Source organism: Pseudomonas sp. FA117 (assembly GCF_057370475.1).
Genome location: NZ_CM170675.1, coordinates 5,662,196 through 5,678,446, shown reverse-complemented (window position 1 = coordinate 5,678,446; position 16,251 = coordinate 5,662,196). Strand labels below are relative to the sequence as shown.

The 16,251-nt window shown below is 63.9% G+C and carries 14 protein-coding genes; 9 read left to right on the top strand and 5 right to left on the bottom strand.

From position 1 onward, the window contains the following. The first annotated feature begins 6 nt into the window (after nt 1-6). The 3 genes from AC1TXO_RS25990 to AC1TXO_RS25980 are packed head-to-tail and all read left to right on the top strand — an operon-like array spanning nt 7 to nt 2,776. Nucleotides 7-1,026, top strand: coding sequence for an ABC transporter substrate-binding protein (locus AC1TXO_RS25990; protein WP_486404369.1), 1,020 nt, complete (start codon nt 7-9; stop codon nt 1,024-1,026). 6 nt (nt 1,027-1,032) lie between these two features. Continuing rightward, nucleotides 1,033-1,896 carry an ABC transporter ATP-binding protein gene (locus AC1TXO_RS25985; RefSeq protein ID WP_486404368.1) on the top strand — a complete coding sequence of 288 codons (864 nt, stop codon included), beginning with the start codon at nt 1,033-1,035 and terminating at the stop codon, nt 1,894-1,896. Between the two features lie 16 nt (nt 1,897-1,912). Further along, nucleotides 1,913-2,776, top strand: coding sequence for an ABC transporter permease (locus AC1TXO_RS25980; RefSeq protein WP_486404367.1), 864 nt, complete (start codon nt 1,913-1,915; stop codon nt 2,774-2,776). A gap of 61 nt (nt 2,777-2,837) precedes the next feature. Here the strand turns inward: AC1TXO_RS25980 and AC1TXO_RS25975 are convergent, their stop codons facing one another. From AC1TXO_RS25975 to AC1TXO_RS25965, 3 genes are all read right to left on the bottom strand, one after another. Continuing rightward, complete coding sequence (locus AC1TXO_RS25975) at nt 2,838-3,152, bottom strand: DUF2388 domain-containing protein (protein WP_486404366.1); 315 nt, start codon at nt 3,150-3,152, stop codon at nt 2,838-2,840. 92 nt (nt 3,153-3,244) lie between these two features. Further along, on the bottom strand, nt 3,245-4,921 hold the full coding sequence (locus AC1TXO_RS25970) for a GspE/PulE family protein (RefSeq protein WP_486404365.1): 1,677 nt from the start codon (nt 4,919-4,921) through the stop codon (nt 3,245-3,247). Nucleotides 4,922-5,042: 121 nt separating this feature from the next. After that, nucleotides 5,043-5,369: a hypothetical protein gene (locus AC1TXO_RS25965; RefSeq protein ID WP_486404364.1), complete on the bottom strand. Its 327-nt coding sequence runs from the start codon at nt 5,367-5,369 to the stop codon at nt 5,043-5,045. 126 nt (nt 5,370-5,495) lie between these two features. Here AC1TXO_RS25965 and AC1TXO_RS25960 point away from each other — a divergent pair, with 126 nt between their 5' ends. Then, complete coding sequence (locus tag AC1TXO_RS25960) at nt 5,496-5,960, top strand: Lrp/AsnC family transcriptional regulator (RefSeq protein ID WP_486404363.1); 465 nt, start codon at nt 5,496-5,498, stop codon at nt 5,958-5,960. A gap of 58 nt (nt 5,961-6,018) precedes the next feature. Here AC1TXO_RS25960 and AC1TXO_RS25955 read toward each other — a convergent pair whose 3' ends face one another. Further along, on the bottom strand, nt 6,019-7,398 hold the full coding sequence (locus tag AC1TXO_RS25955; RefSeq protein ID WP_486404362.1) for a CYTH domain-containing protein: 1,380 nt from the start codon (nt 7,396-7,398) through the stop codon (nt 6,019-6,021). A gap of 101 nt (nt 7,399-7,499) precedes the next feature. On the opposite strand from AC1TXO_RS25955, the gene argE reads away from it, so the two are divergent. Together argE and argA are read left to right on the top strand one after the other, a co-directional pair. Beyond that, a complete protein-coding gene (gene argE, locus AC1TXO_RS25950; RefSeq protein ID WP_486404361.1) occupies nt 7,500-8,642 on the top strand; it encodes an acetylornithine deacetylase in 1,143 nt (380 codons plus the stop codon). Between the two features lie 125 nt (nt 8,643-8,767). Continuing rightward, nucleotides 8,768-10,066: an amino-acid N-acetyltransferase gene (gene argA, locus AC1TXO_RS25945; protein ID WP_486404360.1), complete on the top strand. Its 1,299-nt coding sequence runs from the start codon at nt 8,768-8,770 to the stop codon at nt 10,064-10,066. An 89-nt stretch (nt 10,067-10,155) separates the two neighbouring features. Here argA and AC1TXO_RS25940 read toward each other — a convergent pair whose 3' ends face one another. After that, nucleotides 10,156-11,532, bottom strand: a complete 1,377-nt coding sequence (locus tag AC1TXO_RS25940; RefSeq protein WP_486404359.1) for a glutamine synthetase family protein — start codon at nt 11,530-11,532, stop codon at nt 10,156-10,158. 668 nt (nt 11,533-12,200) lie between these two features. Between AC1TXO_RS25940 and AC1TXO_RS25935 the strand changes: the two genes are divergently transcribed. The 3 genes from AC1TXO_RS25935 to AC1TXO_RS25925 all read left to right on the top strand — a co-directional run bounded on the left by AC1TXO_RS25935 (nt 12,201) and on the right by AC1TXO_RS25925 (nt 16,236). Beyond that, complete coding sequence (locus AC1TXO_RS25935; RefSeq protein WP_486404358.1) at nt 12,201-13,559, top strand: glutamine synthetase family protein; 1,359 nt, start codon at nt 12,201-12,203, stop codon at nt 13,557-13,559. A gap of 48 nt (nt 13,560-13,607) precedes the next feature. Then, nucleotides 13,608-14,969 (top strand): aspartate aminotransferase family protein, encoded by a 1,362-nt coding sequence (locus tag AC1TXO_RS25930; protein WP_486404357.1) that lies wholly within the window; start codon nt 13,608-13,610, stop codon nt 14,967-14,969. A 169-nt stretch (nt 14,970-15,138) separates the two neighbouring features. Beyond that, the gene (locus AC1TXO_RS25925) at nt 15,139-16,236 is read left to right on the top strand and encodes a polyamine ABC transporter substrate-binding protein (RefSeq protein WP_486404356.1); all 1,098 of its coding nucleotides are present in this window, start codon (nt 15,139-15,141) and stop codon (nt 16,234-16,236) included. The last annotated feature ends 15 nt before the right edge of the window (nt 16,237-16,251 follow it).

Genomic DNA, 16,251 nt, shown 5'->3' with positions numbered 1-16,251 from the left:
CTCATCATGCGTAAATCCATCAGCCGCCTGGCGGCCAGCATCGGCCTGGGCGCCGGCCTGATCGTAGGCGGCCTCGCGGCGCCGGCGGTGGCCCAGGCCGAAGGCAAGATCCGTATCGCCGAGCAGTTCGGCATCGTGTACCTGTTGCTCAATGTCGTTCGTGACCAGCAACTGATCGAGAAGCACGGCAAGGAGCAGGGCATCGACATCGAGGTCGACTGGGCGCAGCTTTCCGGCGGCGCGGCGATCAACGACGCGTTGCTGTCGGGCTCGGTGGACATCGCAGGCGCCGGCGTCGGCCCGCTGCTCACCGTCTGGGACCGCACCTACGGTCGGCAGAACGTCAAGGCCGTGGCCTCGCTGGGCAACTTCCCCTACTACCTGGTCAGCAGCAACCCCAATGTGAAGACCATCGCCGACATTTCCGAGAAGGACCGCATCGCCGTGCCGGCGGTGGGTGTCTCGGTGCAGTCGCGCTTCCTGCAGTACGCGGCAGCCAAGCAGTGGGGCGACAAGGAATACAACCGCCTCGACAAGTACACCCTGGCCGTGCCGCACCCGGACGCCACAGCCGCGCTGCTGGCCGGCGGCACCGAGCTCAACGGGCATTTCTCCAACCCGCCGTTCCAGGACCAGGCACTGGCCAACAAGAACGTGCACATCGTGCTCAACAGCTACGACCTGCTCGGCCCCAATTCGCCGACCCTGCTGTTCGCCACCGAGAAGTTCCGCAAGGACAACCCCAAGACCTACAAGGCGTTCATCGATGCGCTCGCCGAAGCCGCCGACTTCGCCCAGAACGACAAGGCCGCAGCCGCCGACACCTACATCCGCGTGACCAAGGCCAAGATCGATCGCGACGCGTTGATCAAGCTGATCGACAACCCGCAGTACGAGTTCACCATCACGCCGAAGAACACTTACCCGCTGGCCGAATTCCTCTACCGGGTCGGCGCCATCAAGCACAAGCCCGAGTCGTGGAAGGACTATTTCTTCCAGGATGAGCGCCCATTGCAGGGGAGCTGATCGACCATGACCGCCCCATTGCCAGGCCACGCGGCCAGCAACCTGAGCCGTGTCGACACGCCGCCGCTGCTCAAGGTGGACAATCTCAGCCTCGAGTACCGCACCGCCCAGCGCGTGGTGCGCGCTACTCACCAGGTCAGCTTCGAAGTCGATCGCGCCGACCGTTTCGTGCTCCTCGGCCCGTCCGGCTGCGGGAAATCGACCCTGCTCAAGGCGGTGGCCGGTTTCATCGAGCCGCGCGAAGGGCAGATCCTGTTGCAGGGCCAGCCGGTCAAGGGGCCTGGCCCCGACCGCATCGTCGTGTTCCAGGAGTTCGACCAGCTACCGCCGTGGAAGACGGTGAAGCAGAACGTCATGTTTCCGCTGCTGGTCTCGGGCCAGCTCAAGCGCGCCGAGGCCCAGGAGCGGGCGCTGCACTATCTGGAGAAAGTCGGCCTGGCCGGCTTCGCCGACGCCTACCCGCACACCCTGTCTGGCGGCATGAAGGCGCGTGTGGCGATTGCCCGTGCGCTGGCCACGCAGCCGAAGGTGTTGCTGATGGACGAGCCCTTCGCCGCGCTCGACGCCCTGACCCGACGCAAGATGCAGGAAGAACTGCTGCTGTTATGGGAAGAGGTGCGTTTCACCTTGCTCTTCGTCACCCACTCCATCGAGGAGGCGCTGGTGGTCGGCAACCGCATCCTCTTGCTGTCGCCGCATCCGGGACGGGTAAGGGCCGAGGTGCATAGCCACCAATACGATCTGGGCAGCTTGGGCGGCAGCGACTTCCAGGCCAGCGCCCGACGTATCCATCGCCTGCTGTTCGATGAAGCCGGCGAGCCGGAGCAGCCTCAGGACCTGGGCTTCAACGATATCCGCATCGCTTACTGACAGGAGGAGCCTGCGCATGACGACGACACCTGCACGCCAGGAATACGAAGTGCCGCTGCAGCCCCTGCCAGGGCTTTCGCTGGAGCGTGAGCTACCGCTTGCCCAACGCCTGTGGCAACAGGCCTGGCTGCGCAAGACAGTGATTCTTGTACTGCTCGCCTTGATCTGGGAGGCAGTGGCGCGCTACACCGCCAACGACCTGCTGCTGCCGACCTTCCTGCAAACGGCGGCGGCGTTCCGGGACGGCATGGCCAGTGGCGAGCTGCCGGCCAAGGTCGGGGTTTCGCTGGTGGTGCTGCTCAAGGGCTATGTACTGGGGATCGTACTGGCCTTCGGTTTGACCAGCCTGGCGGTCTCGACCCAGTTCGGCCGCGACCTGCTGGGTACCCTGACCTCGATGTTCAACCCGCTGCCGGCCATCGCGTTGCTGCCGCTGGCGCTGTTGTGGTTCGGGCTGGGTGACAACAGCCTGATCTTCGTGCTGGTGCATTCGGTACTCTGGGCGCTGGCACTCAACACCTACGCAGGCTTTCTCGGGGTATCCGAGACCCTGCGCATGGCCGGGCGCAACTACGGCCTGCGCGGCCTGCGCCTGGTACTGCACGTGCTGGTGCCGGCGGCGCTGCCGTCGATTCTCTCCGGGTTGAAGATCGGCTGGGCATTCGCCTGGCGCACGCTGATCGCTGCCGAGCTGGTGTTCGGTGCCAGCAGCGGCAAGGGCGGGCTGGGTTGGTACATCTTCCAGAACCGCAACGAGCTGTATACCGACAAGGTGTTTGCCGGGCTTGCCGTGGTGATTTTGATCGGCCTGCTGGTGGAGGGGTTGGTGTTCAACACCCTCGAGCGACTGACGGTGAGGCGGTGGGGAATGCAGCGCTGATCGGTCGGATGCGTGCCGGCCCGCCCTTGCCGACAGGGGCGGCCGACACGCATCGACTGGATTACCGGGCGCCGACGTTGCTGGCCAGGATGGCGTTGGCCAGCTCCATGTCGGTGGCCTGCACGCCGGGATTGTCGGCACGGACCTGGCGCATCGCCGCTTCCAGGTAAGGACCGCGGATCGAGCCTTCGCTGGCCACGAAGCTGCCGGCGTCGTCCTGGGCTGCGGCAACCAGCTTGTGATCCTTGAAGGTCAGGTAGGTGGAGCCGGTGGTCGCACCGGACGAAATCACATTGCGCCAGAAACCGTCGGCCATGGCGGATCCGATCGGCAAGGACAGCAAGGCAGCAGCTGCTATGGCAGTTTTGAGACGCATGGGCATTACCTCGGGGGGTGAAGACGGGAGGGTGTGAAATTGGATCTTCGCGAAGGCTGCAAGTTCCGTTGCAGCCCCCGCATGCCGGGGGCTCAGGCACATACTCGAAGTACTTCTGCAACGCTGGTGAGGCCCTGCGCGACCTTGTCTTCCCCGCAGCGCTGCAGATCGCGCATCCCCTGTGCCAGTGCCTGCCGGCGCAGGCTGGCGAGGTCGTCTGCGGGGCCGATCCGGGCACGCAGGGTATCGTCGGGCACCAGCAACTCGAACAGCCCCGTTCGACCCTGAAAGCCTGTGTCGCGACAGGCACGGCAGGTGCCGGACTGCGCATTCCCGCCATTGCATGCGGTGCAAAGTGTTCTGGCCAGACGCTGGGCCATCACTCCGATCAGCGTGGCCTTTATCAGGTAGTCGGCGACGCCAAGCTCCTGCAGGCGAGTTATCGCGCTGCAGGCATCGTTGGTGTGCAGGGTGGACAGCACCAGGTGCCCGGTCAGTGCCGCCTGCACCGCTACCTGGGCCGTTTCGCGGTCGCGGATTTCACCGATCATGATGATGTCCGGGTCCTGGCGCAGCAGGGCGCGCACGCCGTCGGCAAAGCCCAGGTCCAGGGCGGGTTGGACCTGCAACTGGTTGAAGTCGGGCTCCAGGCGCTCGATCGGGTCTTCGATGGTGCACAGGTTGAGCTGCGGGCTGGCCAGGTACTTGAGGCTGGCGTACAGCGTGCTGGTCTTGCCCGAGCCGGTAGGGCCGGTGAGCAGGATGATGCCCTGGCGTCGGGTCAGCAGCGCCTGCCATTGTTCCAGCAACATACCGTCCAGCCCTAGCTGTGCGAAGTCCTGGTGCCGTTGCTGCGGGTCGAACAGGCGCAGCACCAGCTTTTCGCCGAAGGGGGTGGGCAGGGTCGAGAGGCGCAGTTCCACCTGCGCGCCATCGGCCAGGCGGCTGTTCAGGCGGCCGTCCTGGGGGCGTCTCTTTTCGGCCACATCCAGGCGCCCCAGGTGCTTGAAGCGGCTGACCAAGGCCAGCGTGACACTGGCGGGGAAGACGTAGACGGTGTGCAGCAGGCCATCGATGCGATAGCGCAAACGGCCTTGCTCGCGGCGTGGCTCCAGGTGGATGTCGCTGGCGCGCTGTTCGACGGCGTAGTGCAGCAACCAGTCGACGATATGCACGATGTGCGCATCATCGGCGCTGACGGCCGCTTGCCTGCTCCCTGATTCCAGCAGCTGCTCCAGCTCGCTCAGACGGTGGCGCTGCTGCTGCTGGGCACCCTGTACCGACCGGGACAGGCGTTGGCAGGTGTCGTCTAGCGCGCGCAGTTGCACCGGGTTGGCCAGCACTCGGTGAATCGGCAGGCCCAGGCTATGGCGCAGGTCGGCTTCCCATTCGCGTTGATAAGGCTGGGCGCTGGCGACGGTAATGCCATGCTCGTTCACGGCCACGGCGAGGATGCCGTGGCGCTTGGCGAACGCCGGCGAAATCAGGCCATCGATGCGCGCCAGGTCGATCTGCATCGGGTCCAGGCGCAGGTAGGGCTGGCCGGCTTTGTCGGCCAGCCAGTGACAGAGGCTGTCGAGGTCGAGCCTGTGACCGGGTCGCAAGGGGTCGTCAAGACCCAGGCTGGCAAGGGTTTCCAGCGGATGGGCGGGATGTGCCCTGGCCTGATCGAGTGCGCGCCGGGCGTCGTCGGGGCACAGGCGCTGCTCGGTCATCAGGGCATCGAGCAAATGCTCGAGGGCGAGGCTTCCATCCTGGGCGGTGCGCATGTCGGCTTCCGGGCTGCTGAGGGCACGGGGAGGTTAGCCGGGCGAGGGCGCATCGGGGCATGGCAATGGGTTTCCGGATCTTTCCTTGCGGCGTGGGCGCACGTTCCCGCGAAGGCCGGTTTCAGCCCGCCGCTACCTCCGACAGCATCGGCACGCTCTCCAGCACCACCTCGCCGACACACACCAGGTTACGCATTTTCTGCGCGATCACCCCGGCGCGATGCCAGCTGAGGCCGCCGATGCCGATTTCCAGCTCCAGCAGGTCGTCGCGTTGGCTGACCTGCAGGCTGTGCGGTGTGAGGAACTGCAGGGCGAAGAGGTTGAGAACCCGGCACAGACTGTCGGGCTCGGCCTCGATATCCAGGCGGTAGCGCACCTCGGCATGAATGGCGCTGGCGGCCCAGACGTCGCTGCGAGGTAGGGTGTCGGGCCGTTCGAGTGCGTTCATGTGGTGCTCCTTTGGGATTGGAGAAATTCTCGCAGGTCGCTACCGGCATTTCTTCGCTATGATTCGTCGATTTCGTCATGTATGCGAATAGAATAATTCGGCGCATCGATTTTTTGGGACTTGATCATGCAAAGCGAACTGGATGCCTACGACCGTCGGATTCTCGAGTTGCTGCAGGAGGACGCTTCGCTGTCGAGCGCGCAGATCGCCGAGCGTGTCGGGCTTTCGCAGTCACCATGCTGGCGCCGGATTCAACGCCTGAAGGACGAAGGGGTGATCCGCGCCCAGGTAACGCTGCTGGACCGCAAGAAGGTCGGCCTGAACACGCAGATTTTCGCCGAGGTCAAACTCAATGCGCACGGCCGCTCCAACTTCACCGAGTTCACCGAGGCGATCCGCGGTTTTCCCGAAGTCCTGGAGTGCTATGTGCTGATGGGCTCGGTGGACTTCCTGCTGCGTATCGTCACCTCGGACATCGAAGCCTACGAGCGGTTCTTCTTCGAGAAGCTGTCCAATGTGCCGGGGATACAGGAAGTGAATTCGATCGTGGCGCTATCGCAGATCAAGTCCACGACCAGCCTGCCGCTGTAGGCTGCTGGAGCATGTCGCGAAGGGCTGCTCCAGCCCTTCGCGACACAAGGCCCGGGACTCAGGCCTTGAGCAGGTGTTTCCAGGCGCGGCTCTGGTCGATGGCGCGGGCCTGATCGATGCGGGCTTCGAACAGTTCGCCCGGCTGATCTTCGCCCAGCGGCTGGTCGGCCAGTTCGTGGAGCTTCTTCAGGTCACCGTACAGGCGGTCCAGTTGCGGCACTTCCAGCACATGGCGGGCATGGTGCAGCCAGGTCAGCAACTGCTCGATACGTGGCAACTGCTCACCCAGATCCTCTGGACGCTGGGTGTACAGCGGCAGCTTCAGTGCACGGCCTTCTTCGCCGAGCTGGTGCAGCAGCCAGCTGGCCAGTTGCGCCTTGCCCTGGCGCTCGCCACGGCCCTTGCGCTCGACGGTCCAGGTACGGGCCAGCAGCCAGCGCGAGGTTTCCAGCGAGAACTGGCCCCAGCGGGTGTCTTCGAGCTCTTCGGCAAACTGCTCGGGCGCGGCGCGGCGGATGTCTTCGTCGTCGTTGCCGGCCTGCACCAGCGGGCGCCAGTCTTCGAGCAGGGCGTCCAGGCGCGCGCGCAGGTCGCGGGTGGTAGCGCGGGGCGCGGCCTGGCCCAGGCTGCTGGTGAGGGCGCGCAGCTCTGCCAGGCACTGCACCCACTCCTGCAGCAGGCGCCAGTGGCCGTTGTGACGGTACTGCTCGGCCAGGCGCTGGCTGCTGCCCAGCAGCTGCCAGGCGAGGGCGGTATAGGCGTCGTCCACGGCCATCTCGGCGTCCAGCTCGGTGTGCGGCAGGCCCAGTTCGTAGCTGTCCGGCTCGAGCAGGCGGTAGCCGCGCTCGGCCTTGCTGATGTCGCAGGGCATCAGCGCCAGCGTTGCCGACAGCTCGGCGGCCAGCTCCAGCAGGGCTTCGGGCGCGCCTTCACGCAGCTCCAGCTCCAGTTCGCAGATTTCTTCCTTGCGCTTGCCGGCGATCACGAAGCCCTGGTCGAGCGCCGCTTCGATCACCACCTTGGCCTTGCCGCGGCCCCAGGAGATCTCGGCGTACTCGCGGGTGAAGTCGGTGGTGAACAGCGGCTTGATGGTCTTCTTGTCCAGCTCGGCCAGTTGCTCGGGCCAGCAGCTGGCGTCGAGTTTCTTCAGGTCCAGCTTGACCTTGTCCAGGTGCCACTCGTATTCGTTGCGCTCGGACAGGCCGGCGATGCTCTGGCCGCGGCACTTGAGGGTCTGGATGATGACCTCGCCGTCACGGCGCAGGCGCAGGGCGACACGGGCAGCGGACAGCTCGCGGGCGGGGGTGTCGAAATACTGGTTGAGCAGTTCGCGGGTCTGCCAGCCGGACTTGTTGCGCTTCTTCAGCAAGGGGTGCTCGCGCAGGGCGGCAAGGGTCTCGCGGCTGGCGCGGAGCTTGAGTTCGGTTTCTGTGTGCATCGCTGGCTCGAAGAAAGGCGTGGTTGCGCAGAGTCTACAGGAGTTGCCCTGCCAGCGGACGGGATTGCTATGATGCCCCCATGCTTCCGAGGAGTCCGCGCATGCCGTTGCCACCGCTCAAAGACCAGTTCGCCGCGCTGATCGCAGCACCCTCGGTCAGTTGTACCCAGGCAGCCCTGGACCAGTCCAATCGTCAGGTCATCGACCTGCTTGCCACCTGGCTCGGCGACCTGGGTTTCACCTGCGAGATCCAGCAGGTCACCCCGGGCAAGTTCAACCTGCTCGCCAGCCGTGGCAGCGGCCCCGGCGGCCTGGTGCTGGCCGGTCACAGCGATACCGTGCCGTTCGACGAGCAGCTGTGGAGCAGCGACCCGCTGAAGCTCACCGAGGTGGACGGGCGCTGGATCGGCCTGGGCAGCTGCGACATGAAAGGCTTCTTCGCCCTGGTGATCGAGGCGGTGATTCCGCTGCTGGAGCACGACTTCAAGCAACCGTTGCTGATCCTGGCCACGTGCGACGAAGAAAGCTCGATGTCCGGCGCCCGTGCCCTGGCCGAGGCCGGGCAGCCGCTGGGGCGGGCGGCGGTGATCGGTGAGCCCACGGGGCTGAGGCCGATCCGCATGCACAAGGGCATCCTCATGGACCGCATCGACATCCTCGGACGCAGCGGCCACTCGTCGGATCCAAGCCTCGGCCACAGCGCCCTGGAAGCCATGCACGCGGTCATGGGTGAGCTGATGGGCCTGCGCCAGCAGTGGCAGCAGACCTACCGCAACCCGCAGTTCAGCGTGCCGGCGCCGACCATGAACTTCGGCTGTATCCATGGCGGCGACAACCCCAACCGTATCTGTGGCCAGTGCTCCCTCGAATTCGACCTGCGCCCGCTGCCGGGCATGGATGCCGAGCAACTGCGCGCGGCGATCCGCGAAAAGCTCAGGCCTGTGGCCGAGCGCCATGAGGTACGTATCGACTATGCGCCACTGTTCCCCGAGGTGCCGCCATTCGAACAGGCGGCCGATGCCGAGCTGGTGCAACTGGCCGAACGCCTGACCGGTCATCGCGCCGAAGCGGTGGCCTTTGGCACCGAAGCGCCTTATCTTCAGCAGCTGGGTTGCCAGACCATCGTGCTTGGCCCCGGAGACATCGCCTGCGCCCACCAGCCGGGCGAGTACCTTGAAATGTCACGAATCGAGCCTACCGTGCGTCTATTGCGTGACCTGATCCGGCACTATTGCCTGAGCTAAACGTCCATTGACCTGATTCGTTCCTGCCTAGAGGAGACCGCGCGTGACCGCAAGCCTGTTCCGACGATGACTTTCGAACGTTGTGCGCCTTCACCCGTCTCGTTCACTTATCCACAGGCCCTGTCATGCCCGATTACGTCAACTGGCTGCGTCATGCTTCTCCCTACATCAATGCCCATCGCGACTGCACCTTCGTGGTCATGCTCCCCGGCGATGGCGTGGAACACCCCAACTTCGGCAATATCGTCCACGACCTGGTGCTGCTGCACAGCCTCGGCGTGCGCCTGGTGCTGGTGCACGGCTCGCGTCCGCAGATCGAAAGCCGCCTGGCGGCCCGCGGCCTGACCCCGCATTACCATCATGGCCTGCGCATCACCGATGCTGCGACCCTGGAATGCGTGATCGATGCCGTCGGCGCACTGCGCCTGGCCATCGAAGCCCGCCTGTCGATGGACATCTCGGCATCGCCCATGCAGGGCTCGCGCCTGCGGGTGGCCTGCGGCAACCTGGTGACCGCACGGCCGATCGGCGTGCTCGAGGGTGTCGACTACCACCACACCGGTGAAGTACGGCGGATCGACCGCAAGGGCATCAGCCGTCTGCTCGACGAGCGCTCCATCGTGCTGCTGTCGCCGCTGGGCTACTCGCCGACCGGCGAGATCTTCAACCTGGCCTGTGAAGACGTCGCCACCCGTGCCGCGATCGAGCTGGGCGCCGACAAGTTGCTGCTGTTCGGCGCCGAGCCGGGCCTGCTCGACGAGCACGGCAAGCTGGTGCGCGAACTGCGTCCGCAGCAGGTTCCGGCGCATCTGCAGCGCCTGGGCAGCGACTACCAGGGCGAACTGCTCGACGCGGCTGCCGAGGCCTGCAAGGGTGGCGTGGCGCGCAGCCATATCGTCAGCTACGCCGAGGACGGCGCGCTGCTCACCGAGCTGTTCACCCGCGACGGTGGCGGTACGCTGGTGGCGCAGGAGCAGTTCGAGATCGTCCGCGAGGCGACCATCGAGGATGTCGGCGGCCTGCTGGATCTGATCAGCCCGCTGGAAGAGCAGGGCATTCTGGTGCGCCGTTCGCGCGAAGTGCTGGAGCGAGAGATCGAGCAGTTCAGTGTGGTCGAGCGCGACGGCATGATCATCGCCTGTGCGGCGCTGTATCCCATCGCAGAGTCGCAGGCCGGTGAGCTGGCGTGCCTGGCAGTCAACCCGGAGTACCGCCATGGTGGCCGGGGTGACGACTTGCTCGAGCGCATCGAGACCCGTGCCCGGGCGTTGGGGCTCGAGACCCTGTTCGTGCTGACGACGCGTACCGCGCACTGGTTCCGCGAGCGCGGCTTCCAGCCCAGTGGCGTCGAACGGCTGCCGGCGGCGCGAGCGTCGCTGTACAACTACCAGCGCAACTCGAAGATTTTCGAGAAGTCGTTGTAGGTCAGCACCGGCCCTATCGCGGGACAAGCCCGCGATAGAGTCGGCCCAGAGCCGATGAAAAACGCCGCCCCTGAGGGCGGCGTTTTCATTCACACGGTATGCAGATACCAGTTGTACTCGAGGTCGGAGATCGAGTGCTCGAACTCCTCCAGCTCGCTCTCCTTGCACGCGACGAAGATGTCGATGTACTTCGGATCGATGTACTTGTTGAGGATCTCGCTGTCGTCCAGCTCGCGCAGGGCATCACGCAGGTTGTTCGGCAGGCTCTGCTCCAGCTGCTCGTAGGAGTTGCCTTCGATCGGCTGGCCTGGCTCGACCTTGTTGGTCAGGCCGTGGTGCACACCGGCCAGCACCGCAGCCATCATCAGGTACGGGTTGGCGTCGGCACCGGCAACGCGGTGCTCGATGCGTACGGCGTCCGGCGAGCCGGTCGGTACGCGCAAGGCCACGGTGCGGTTGTCCAGGCCCCAGCTCGGCGCGTTCGGCACGTAGAACTGCGCGCCGAAACGGCGGTACGAGTTGACGTTCGGGCAGAGGAAGGCCATCGAAGCGGGCAGGGTCTCGAGCACACCGCCGACAGCGTGACGAAGCGCGGCGTTCTGCTCGGGATCCTCGCTGGTGAAGATGTTGTTGCCATCTTTGTCCAGCACGGAGATGTGTACATGCAGGCCGTTGCCAGCCTGGCCCGGGTAGGGCTTGGCCATGAAGGTGGTGTCCATTTCATGGTCGTAGGCGATGTTCTTGATCAGGCGCTTGAGCAGCACCGCATAGTCACAGGCCTTGAGTGGATCGGGCACGTGATGCAGGTTGACCTCGAACTGCGCCGGGGCGCTTTCCTTGACGATCGCGTCGGCCGGGATGCCCTGCTCCTTCGCGCCTTCGAGGATGTCCTGCAGGCAGTCGGCGTACTCGTCCAGGTCGTCGATCAGGTAGACCTGGGTCGACTGTGGACGCTTGCCGGAGATCGGCGAACGCGGCGGTTGCGGCCGGCCGTTCACGTTCTCCTGGTCGATCAGGTAGAACTCCAGCTCGAACGCGGCGCAAATCGTCAGGCCCATGTCGGTGAACTTGCTCACCACCTGGCGTAGCACTTCACGCGGGTCGGCGAAGAACGGCTCGCCTTCGATCTCGTGCATGGTCATCAGCAGTTGCGCGGTCGGGCGCTTCTGCCAGGGTTCGTTGGAGAGGGTGCCAGGGATCGGGTAGCAGATGCGGTCGGCGTCGCCGATGTCCAGGCCCAGGCCCGTGCTTTCGACGGTCGAACCGTTGATATCCAGGGCGAAGAGGGAGGCGGGCAGGTTGATGCCTTTCTCGTAAACCTTGTGGAGGCTGGTGCGTTCGATTCGCTTGCCACGAACCACACCATTCATATCTGCAATCAGAAGGTCAACGTAGAGAACCTCAGGATGTTCCTTAAGGAACGCGTTCGCTTCGTTAAGCTGAACGGCACGCGGGGGTACCGACATGATGCAACACCTTTGTTGTTAAAAATATCAATCAAGGGGGGCTTGCAGACCCAGTCAATCGAAAAGACAAACTGATGTCAAGCCAACCTCCTGATGCCCTGAAATGGCACATCAACGGCGGATTTGCTGCATATAAGGGCGTGCCATTATCCGCTAAATCAGTGTGAAAGGGCTACGGCGATGGTGGCGTATTTTATTTTTTACGGAGGTGTTGTGAAAAAAAATGAACGAGGCTAAGCTCGGTCGCAACCCATAACAGTAATAATACGAGGGTCACATGGTCCGCCAGTCGCGACCTGAAAGCGCCGCCTGCGCTGTGCAGTCAGGTATTTTCACCGCTTGCCGCAAGGCCCTCGCATGCCTGGCCCATTGCTGGCACAGACTGGTCGCAATAATTGACGACCGGCGCCCTCGGCTCTCGCCCCGTAGTGGTTTACTGCACGCTTTTCTTCCTTCCTGCCCTTTGCTTTCGAGATCGACACGCCTGCCGCGCGTGAATCGGCTGCCGTCCTGTGCGTGGGTTTTTGCTTTGGCAACGTACTCCATCCAGAATCAATGCGTGGGCCTTGCCAGGCCCTGCCGCGCCGAATGCGCCGACATTGACCGACGCCAGGCGTCAGTAGCGCCCGCCCCGTTGGGGCTGGGTCAAATGACCTCCTGAGGTATTTATGAGTAACAACCTCGACCAGCTCACCGATTGGTTGAAAGAGCACAAGATCACCGAAGTCGAATGCCTGATCAGCGACCTGACCGGCATCACCCGCGGCAAGATCTCGCCGACCAACAAATTCATCGCCGAAAAGGGCATGCGCCTGCCTGAAAGCGTTTTGTTGCAAACTGTGACTGGCGACTACGTCGACGACGACATCTATTACGACCTGCTCGATCCGGCCGACATCGACATGATCTGCCGCCCCGACCAGGACGCGGTGTTCCTCGTGCCCTGGGCCATCGAGCCGACCGCCCAGGTGATCCACGACACCTACGACAAGAAGGGCAACCCGGTCGAGCTGTCGCCGCGCAACGTCCTCAAGAAGGTACTCAAGCTTTACGCCGACAAAGGCTGGCAGCCGATCGTCGCGCCAGAGATGGAGTTCTACCTGACCAAGCGCAGCGAAGATCCGGACTTCCCGCTGCAGCCACCGGTGGGCCGCTCGGGCCGCCCTGAAACCGGCCGTCAGTCGTTCTCCATCGAGGCTGCCAACGAATTCGACCCGCTGTTCGAGGATGTCTACGACTGGTGCGAACTGCAGCAGCTGGACCTCGACACGCTGATCCACGAAGACGGCACCGCGCAGATGGAGATCAACTTCCGTCACGGCGACGCGCTGCACCTGGCCGACCAGATCCTGGTGTTCAAGCGCACCATGCGCGAGGCCGCGCTCAAGCACAACGTGGCGGCCACCTTCATGGCCAAGCCGATGACCGGCGAGCCGGGCAGTGCCATGCACCTGCATCAGAGCGTGATCGACATCGCCACCGGCAAGAACATCTTCTCCAACGAAGACGGCAGCATGAGCACGCTGTTCCTGCACCACATCGGTGGCCTGCAGAAACTCATCCCCGAAGCGCTGCCGCTGTTCGCACCGAACGTCAACTCGTTCCGCCGCTTCCTGCCGGACACCTCGGCGCCGGTCAACGTCGAGTGGGGCGAAGAAAACCGTACCGTCGGCCTGCGCGTCCCGGATGCCGGCCCGCAGAACCGTCGGGTGGAAAACCGCCTGCCAGGCGCCGACGCCAACCCCTACCTGGCCATCGCCGCGAGCCTGCTGTGCGGCTACATCGGCATGGTCGAGGGTATCGAGGCCAGTGCTCCGGTGCAGGGTCGTGGCTATGAGCGGCGCAACCTGCGCCTGCCGCTGACCATCGAGGATGCCCTGGAGCGTATGGAAAACAGCCGCGCCCTGGTGCAGTACCTGGGCAAGAAGTTCATCACCGGCTACGTCGCCACCAAGCGCGCCGAGCATGAAAACTTCAAGCGCGTCATCAGTTCCTGGGAGCGTGAGTTCCTGCTGTTTGCCGTGTGATCAACCCTGGGGTCGCCAACGTGCGGCCATCGGAAAGTGGAGAAGCAGATGAGCGTCAACAACCCGCAAACCCGTGAATGGCAAAACCTGAGCGGCGAGCACCACCTGGCACCCTTCAGCGACTACAAGCAGCTGAAGGAGAAGGGGCCGCGGATCATCACCAGGGCCCAGGGTGTGCATTTGTGGGACAGCGAGGGGCACAAGATCCTCGATGGCATGGCCGGCCTGTGGTGCGTGGCGGTCGGCTATGGTCGCGAAGAGCTGGTCCAGGCGGCAGAGAAGCAGATGCGCGAGCTGCCGTACTACAACCTGTTCTTCCAGACCGCTCATCCGCCGGCACTGGAACTGGCCAAGGCCATCACCGACCTGGCGCCCGTAGGCATGAGCCATGTGTTCTTCACCGGCTCCGGCTCCGAAGGCAACGACACCGTGCTGCGCATGGTCCGCCACTACTGGGCGCTCAAGGGCAAGCCGAACAAGCAGACGCTGATCGGCCGGGTCAACGGCTACCATGGCTCCACCGTGGCTGGCGCCAGCCTGGGTGGCATGAGCGGCATGCACGAGCAGGGCGGTTTGCCGATCCCGGGCATCGTGCACATCCCGCAGCCGTACTGGTTCGGCGAAGGTGGCGACATGAGCCCGGATGACTTCGGCGTATGGGCCGCCGAACAGCTGGAGAAGAAGATTCTCGAAGTCGGCGAAGACAACGTCGCCGCCTTCATCGCCGAGCCGATCCAGGGCGCCGGCGGGGTGATCATTCCACCCGAGACCTACTGGCCGAAGATCAAGGAAATCCTTGCCCGCTACGACATCCTGTTCGTTGCCGACGAAGTGATCTGCGGCTTTGGCCGTACCGGCGAGTGGTTCGGTTCCGATTATTACGACCTCAAGCCTGACCTGATGACCATCGCCAAGGGCCTCACCTCCGGTTACATCCCCATGGGGGGTGTGATCGTGCGTGACAAGGTGGCCAAGGTGCTCGCCGAGGGTGGCGATTTCAACCACGGCTTCACCTACTCCGGCCACCCGGTGGCAGCGGCGGTGGGGCTGGAAAACCTGCGCATCCTGCGGGACGAGCACATCGTCGAGAAGGCCCGCACGGAAGTGGCACCGTACTTGCAAAAACGACTGCGTGAGCTGCAGGACCACCCACTGGTGGGCGAGGTTCGCGGGCTGGGCCTGCTCGGCGCAATCGAGCTGGTCAAGGACAAGGCGACCCGCAGTCGCTACGAAGGCAAGGGCGTGGGCATGGTCTGCCGCAACTTCTGCTTCGACAACGGCCTGATCATGCGCGCGGTGGGCGACACCATGATCATCGCGCCGCCGCTGGTGATCAGCCGTGACGAGGTGGACGAGCTGGTGGAAAAGGCGCGCAAGTGCCTGGATCTGACCCTGGAAGCGATTCGATAGGCGTTTGCTAGGCTAGCAACGTGACATTAAGTCGTTACAAGGCCCTGCTTTCCTTGAAACAGCGCCTTGTAACTTGCCAGACTAGCGGTTGTTTCAGTCGGCCGGCGCTTGCACCACGGGACCTGGCAGCTGAACAGATGGCTACTAAAAAAATTCTGGAGCATAACGCATGAAGAAAATGGGCAAGACGTTGCTGGCTGCCGCCCTGATGGGTGCCATGGCCACCGCTGTTCAGGCTGAAGACAAGGTGCTGAACGTCTACAACTGGTCGGACTACATCGCTCCGGACACCATCGCCAAGTTCGAAAAGCAGACCGGCATCAAGGTCAAGTACGACGTCTTCGACAGCAACGAAACCCTGGAAGCCAAGCTGCTGGCAGGCAAGTCGGGCTACGACGTGGTGGTGCCGTCCAACAACTTCCTGGCCAAGCAGATCAAGGCCGGCGTCTACGAGGAGCTCGACCGCTCCAAGCTGCCGAACTGGAAGAACCTCGACGAAGACCTGCTCAAGGCCGTCGGTGATGCCAGCGACCCGGGCAACAAGCACGCCTTCCCGTACATGTGGGGCTCCATCGGCATTGGCTACAACCCGGCCAAGGTCAAGGCGGCGCTGGGCGTCGACAAGATCGACTCGTGGGACGCCGTGTTCAAGCCCGAGAACATCGCCAAGCTCAAGAGCTGCGGCGTGAGCTTCCTCGATGCGCCGACCGAAATGCTCCCGGCCGCGCTGCACTACCTGGGCCTGCCGTCCAACAGCACCAAGAAAGAAGACCTGGCAGCCGCCGAAGCGCTGTTCCTCAAGGTGCGTCCTTCGATCACCTACTTCCACTCCTCCAAGTACATCGGCGACCTGGCCAACGGCAACATCTGTGTGGCCGTCGGCTACTCGGGTGACCTGGAGCAGTCCAAGGCCCGCGCCCACGAAGCCGGCGACAAGGTCAAGCTGGACTACATCATTCCGAAAGAAGGCGCTGGTACCTTCTACGACATGGTCGCCATCCCGAAAGATGCCGAGCACAAGGATGCCGCCTACAAGTTCATGGACTTCCTGATGCAGCCTGAAGTCATGGCCGAGATCACCAACGCCGTGCGCTTCCCGAACGGCAACAAGGCCGCGACCCCGTTCGTCGACAAGGACATTACCAGCGACCCGAGCATCTATCCGCCAGCGGATGTGAAGAAGCAGCTGTACGCGATCGCCGCACCTGAAGCGGCCGCCCAGCGTGTGATCACCCGCAGCTGGACCAAGATCAAGTCGGGCAAGTAAGCCCGGTGCAGGGCT

Excerpts from the sequence above, each read along its gene's own strand:
- AC1TXO_RS25935 (WP_486404358.1), top strand. The coding sequence starts at position 12,201 with ATGAGTAACAACCTCGACCAGCTCACCGATTGGTTGAAAGAGCACAAG.
- AC1TXO_RS25985 (WP_486404368.1), top strand. The coding sequence starts at position 1,033 with ATGACCGCCCCATTGCCAGGCCACGCGGCCAGCAACCTGAGCCGTGTC.
- AC1TXO_RS25990 (WP_486404369.1), top strand. The coding sequence starts at position 7 with ATGCGTAAATCCATCAGCCGCCTGGCGGCCAGCATCGGCCTGGGCGCC.
- AC1TXO_RS25980 (WP_486404367.1), top strand. The coding sequence starts at position 1,913 with ATGACGACGACACCTGCACGCCAGGAATACGAAGTGCCGCTGCAGCCC.
- argE (WP_486404361.1), top strand. The coding sequence starts at position 7,500 with ATGCCGTTGCCACCGCTCAAAGACCAGTTCGCCGCGCTGATCGCAGCA.
- AC1TXO_RS25960 (WP_486404363.1), top strand. The coding sequence starts at position 5,496 with ATGCAAAGCGAACTGGATGCCTACGACCGTCGGATTCTCGAGTTGCTG.
- argA (WP_486404360.1), top strand. The coding sequence starts at position 8,768 with ATGCCCGATTACGTCAACTGGCTGCGTCATGCTTCTCCCTACATCAAT.
- AC1TXO_RS25955 (WP_486404362.1), bottom strand. The coding sequence starts at position 7,398 with ATGCACACAGAAACCGAACTCAAGCTCCGCGCCAGCCGCGAGACCCTT.
- AC1TXO_RS25975 (WP_486404366.1), bottom strand. The coding sequence starts at position 3,152 with ATGCGTCTCAAAACTGCCATAGCAGCTGCTGCCTTGCTGTCCTTGCCG.
- AC1TXO_RS25965 (WP_486404364.1), bottom strand. The coding sequence starts at position 5,369 with ATGAACGCACTCGAACGGCCCGACACCCTACCTCGCAGCGACGTCTGG.
- AC1TXO_RS25930 (WP_486404357.1), top strand. The coding sequence starts at position 13,608 with ATGAGCGTCAACAACCCGCAAACCCGTGAATGGCAAAACCTGAGCGGC.
- AC1TXO_RS25925 (WP_486404356.1), top strand. The coding sequence starts at position 15,139 with ATGAAGAAAATGGGCAAGACGTTGCTGGCTGCCGCCCTGATGGGTGCC.
- AC1TXO_RS25940 (WP_486404359.1), bottom strand. The coding sequence starts at position 11,532 with ATGTCGGTACCCCCGCGTGCCGTTCAGCTTAACGAAGCGAACGCGTTC.
- AC1TXO_RS25970 (WP_486404365.1), bottom strand. The coding sequence starts at position 4,921 with ATGCGCACCGCCCAGGATGGAAGCCTCGCCCTCGAGCATTTGCTCGAT.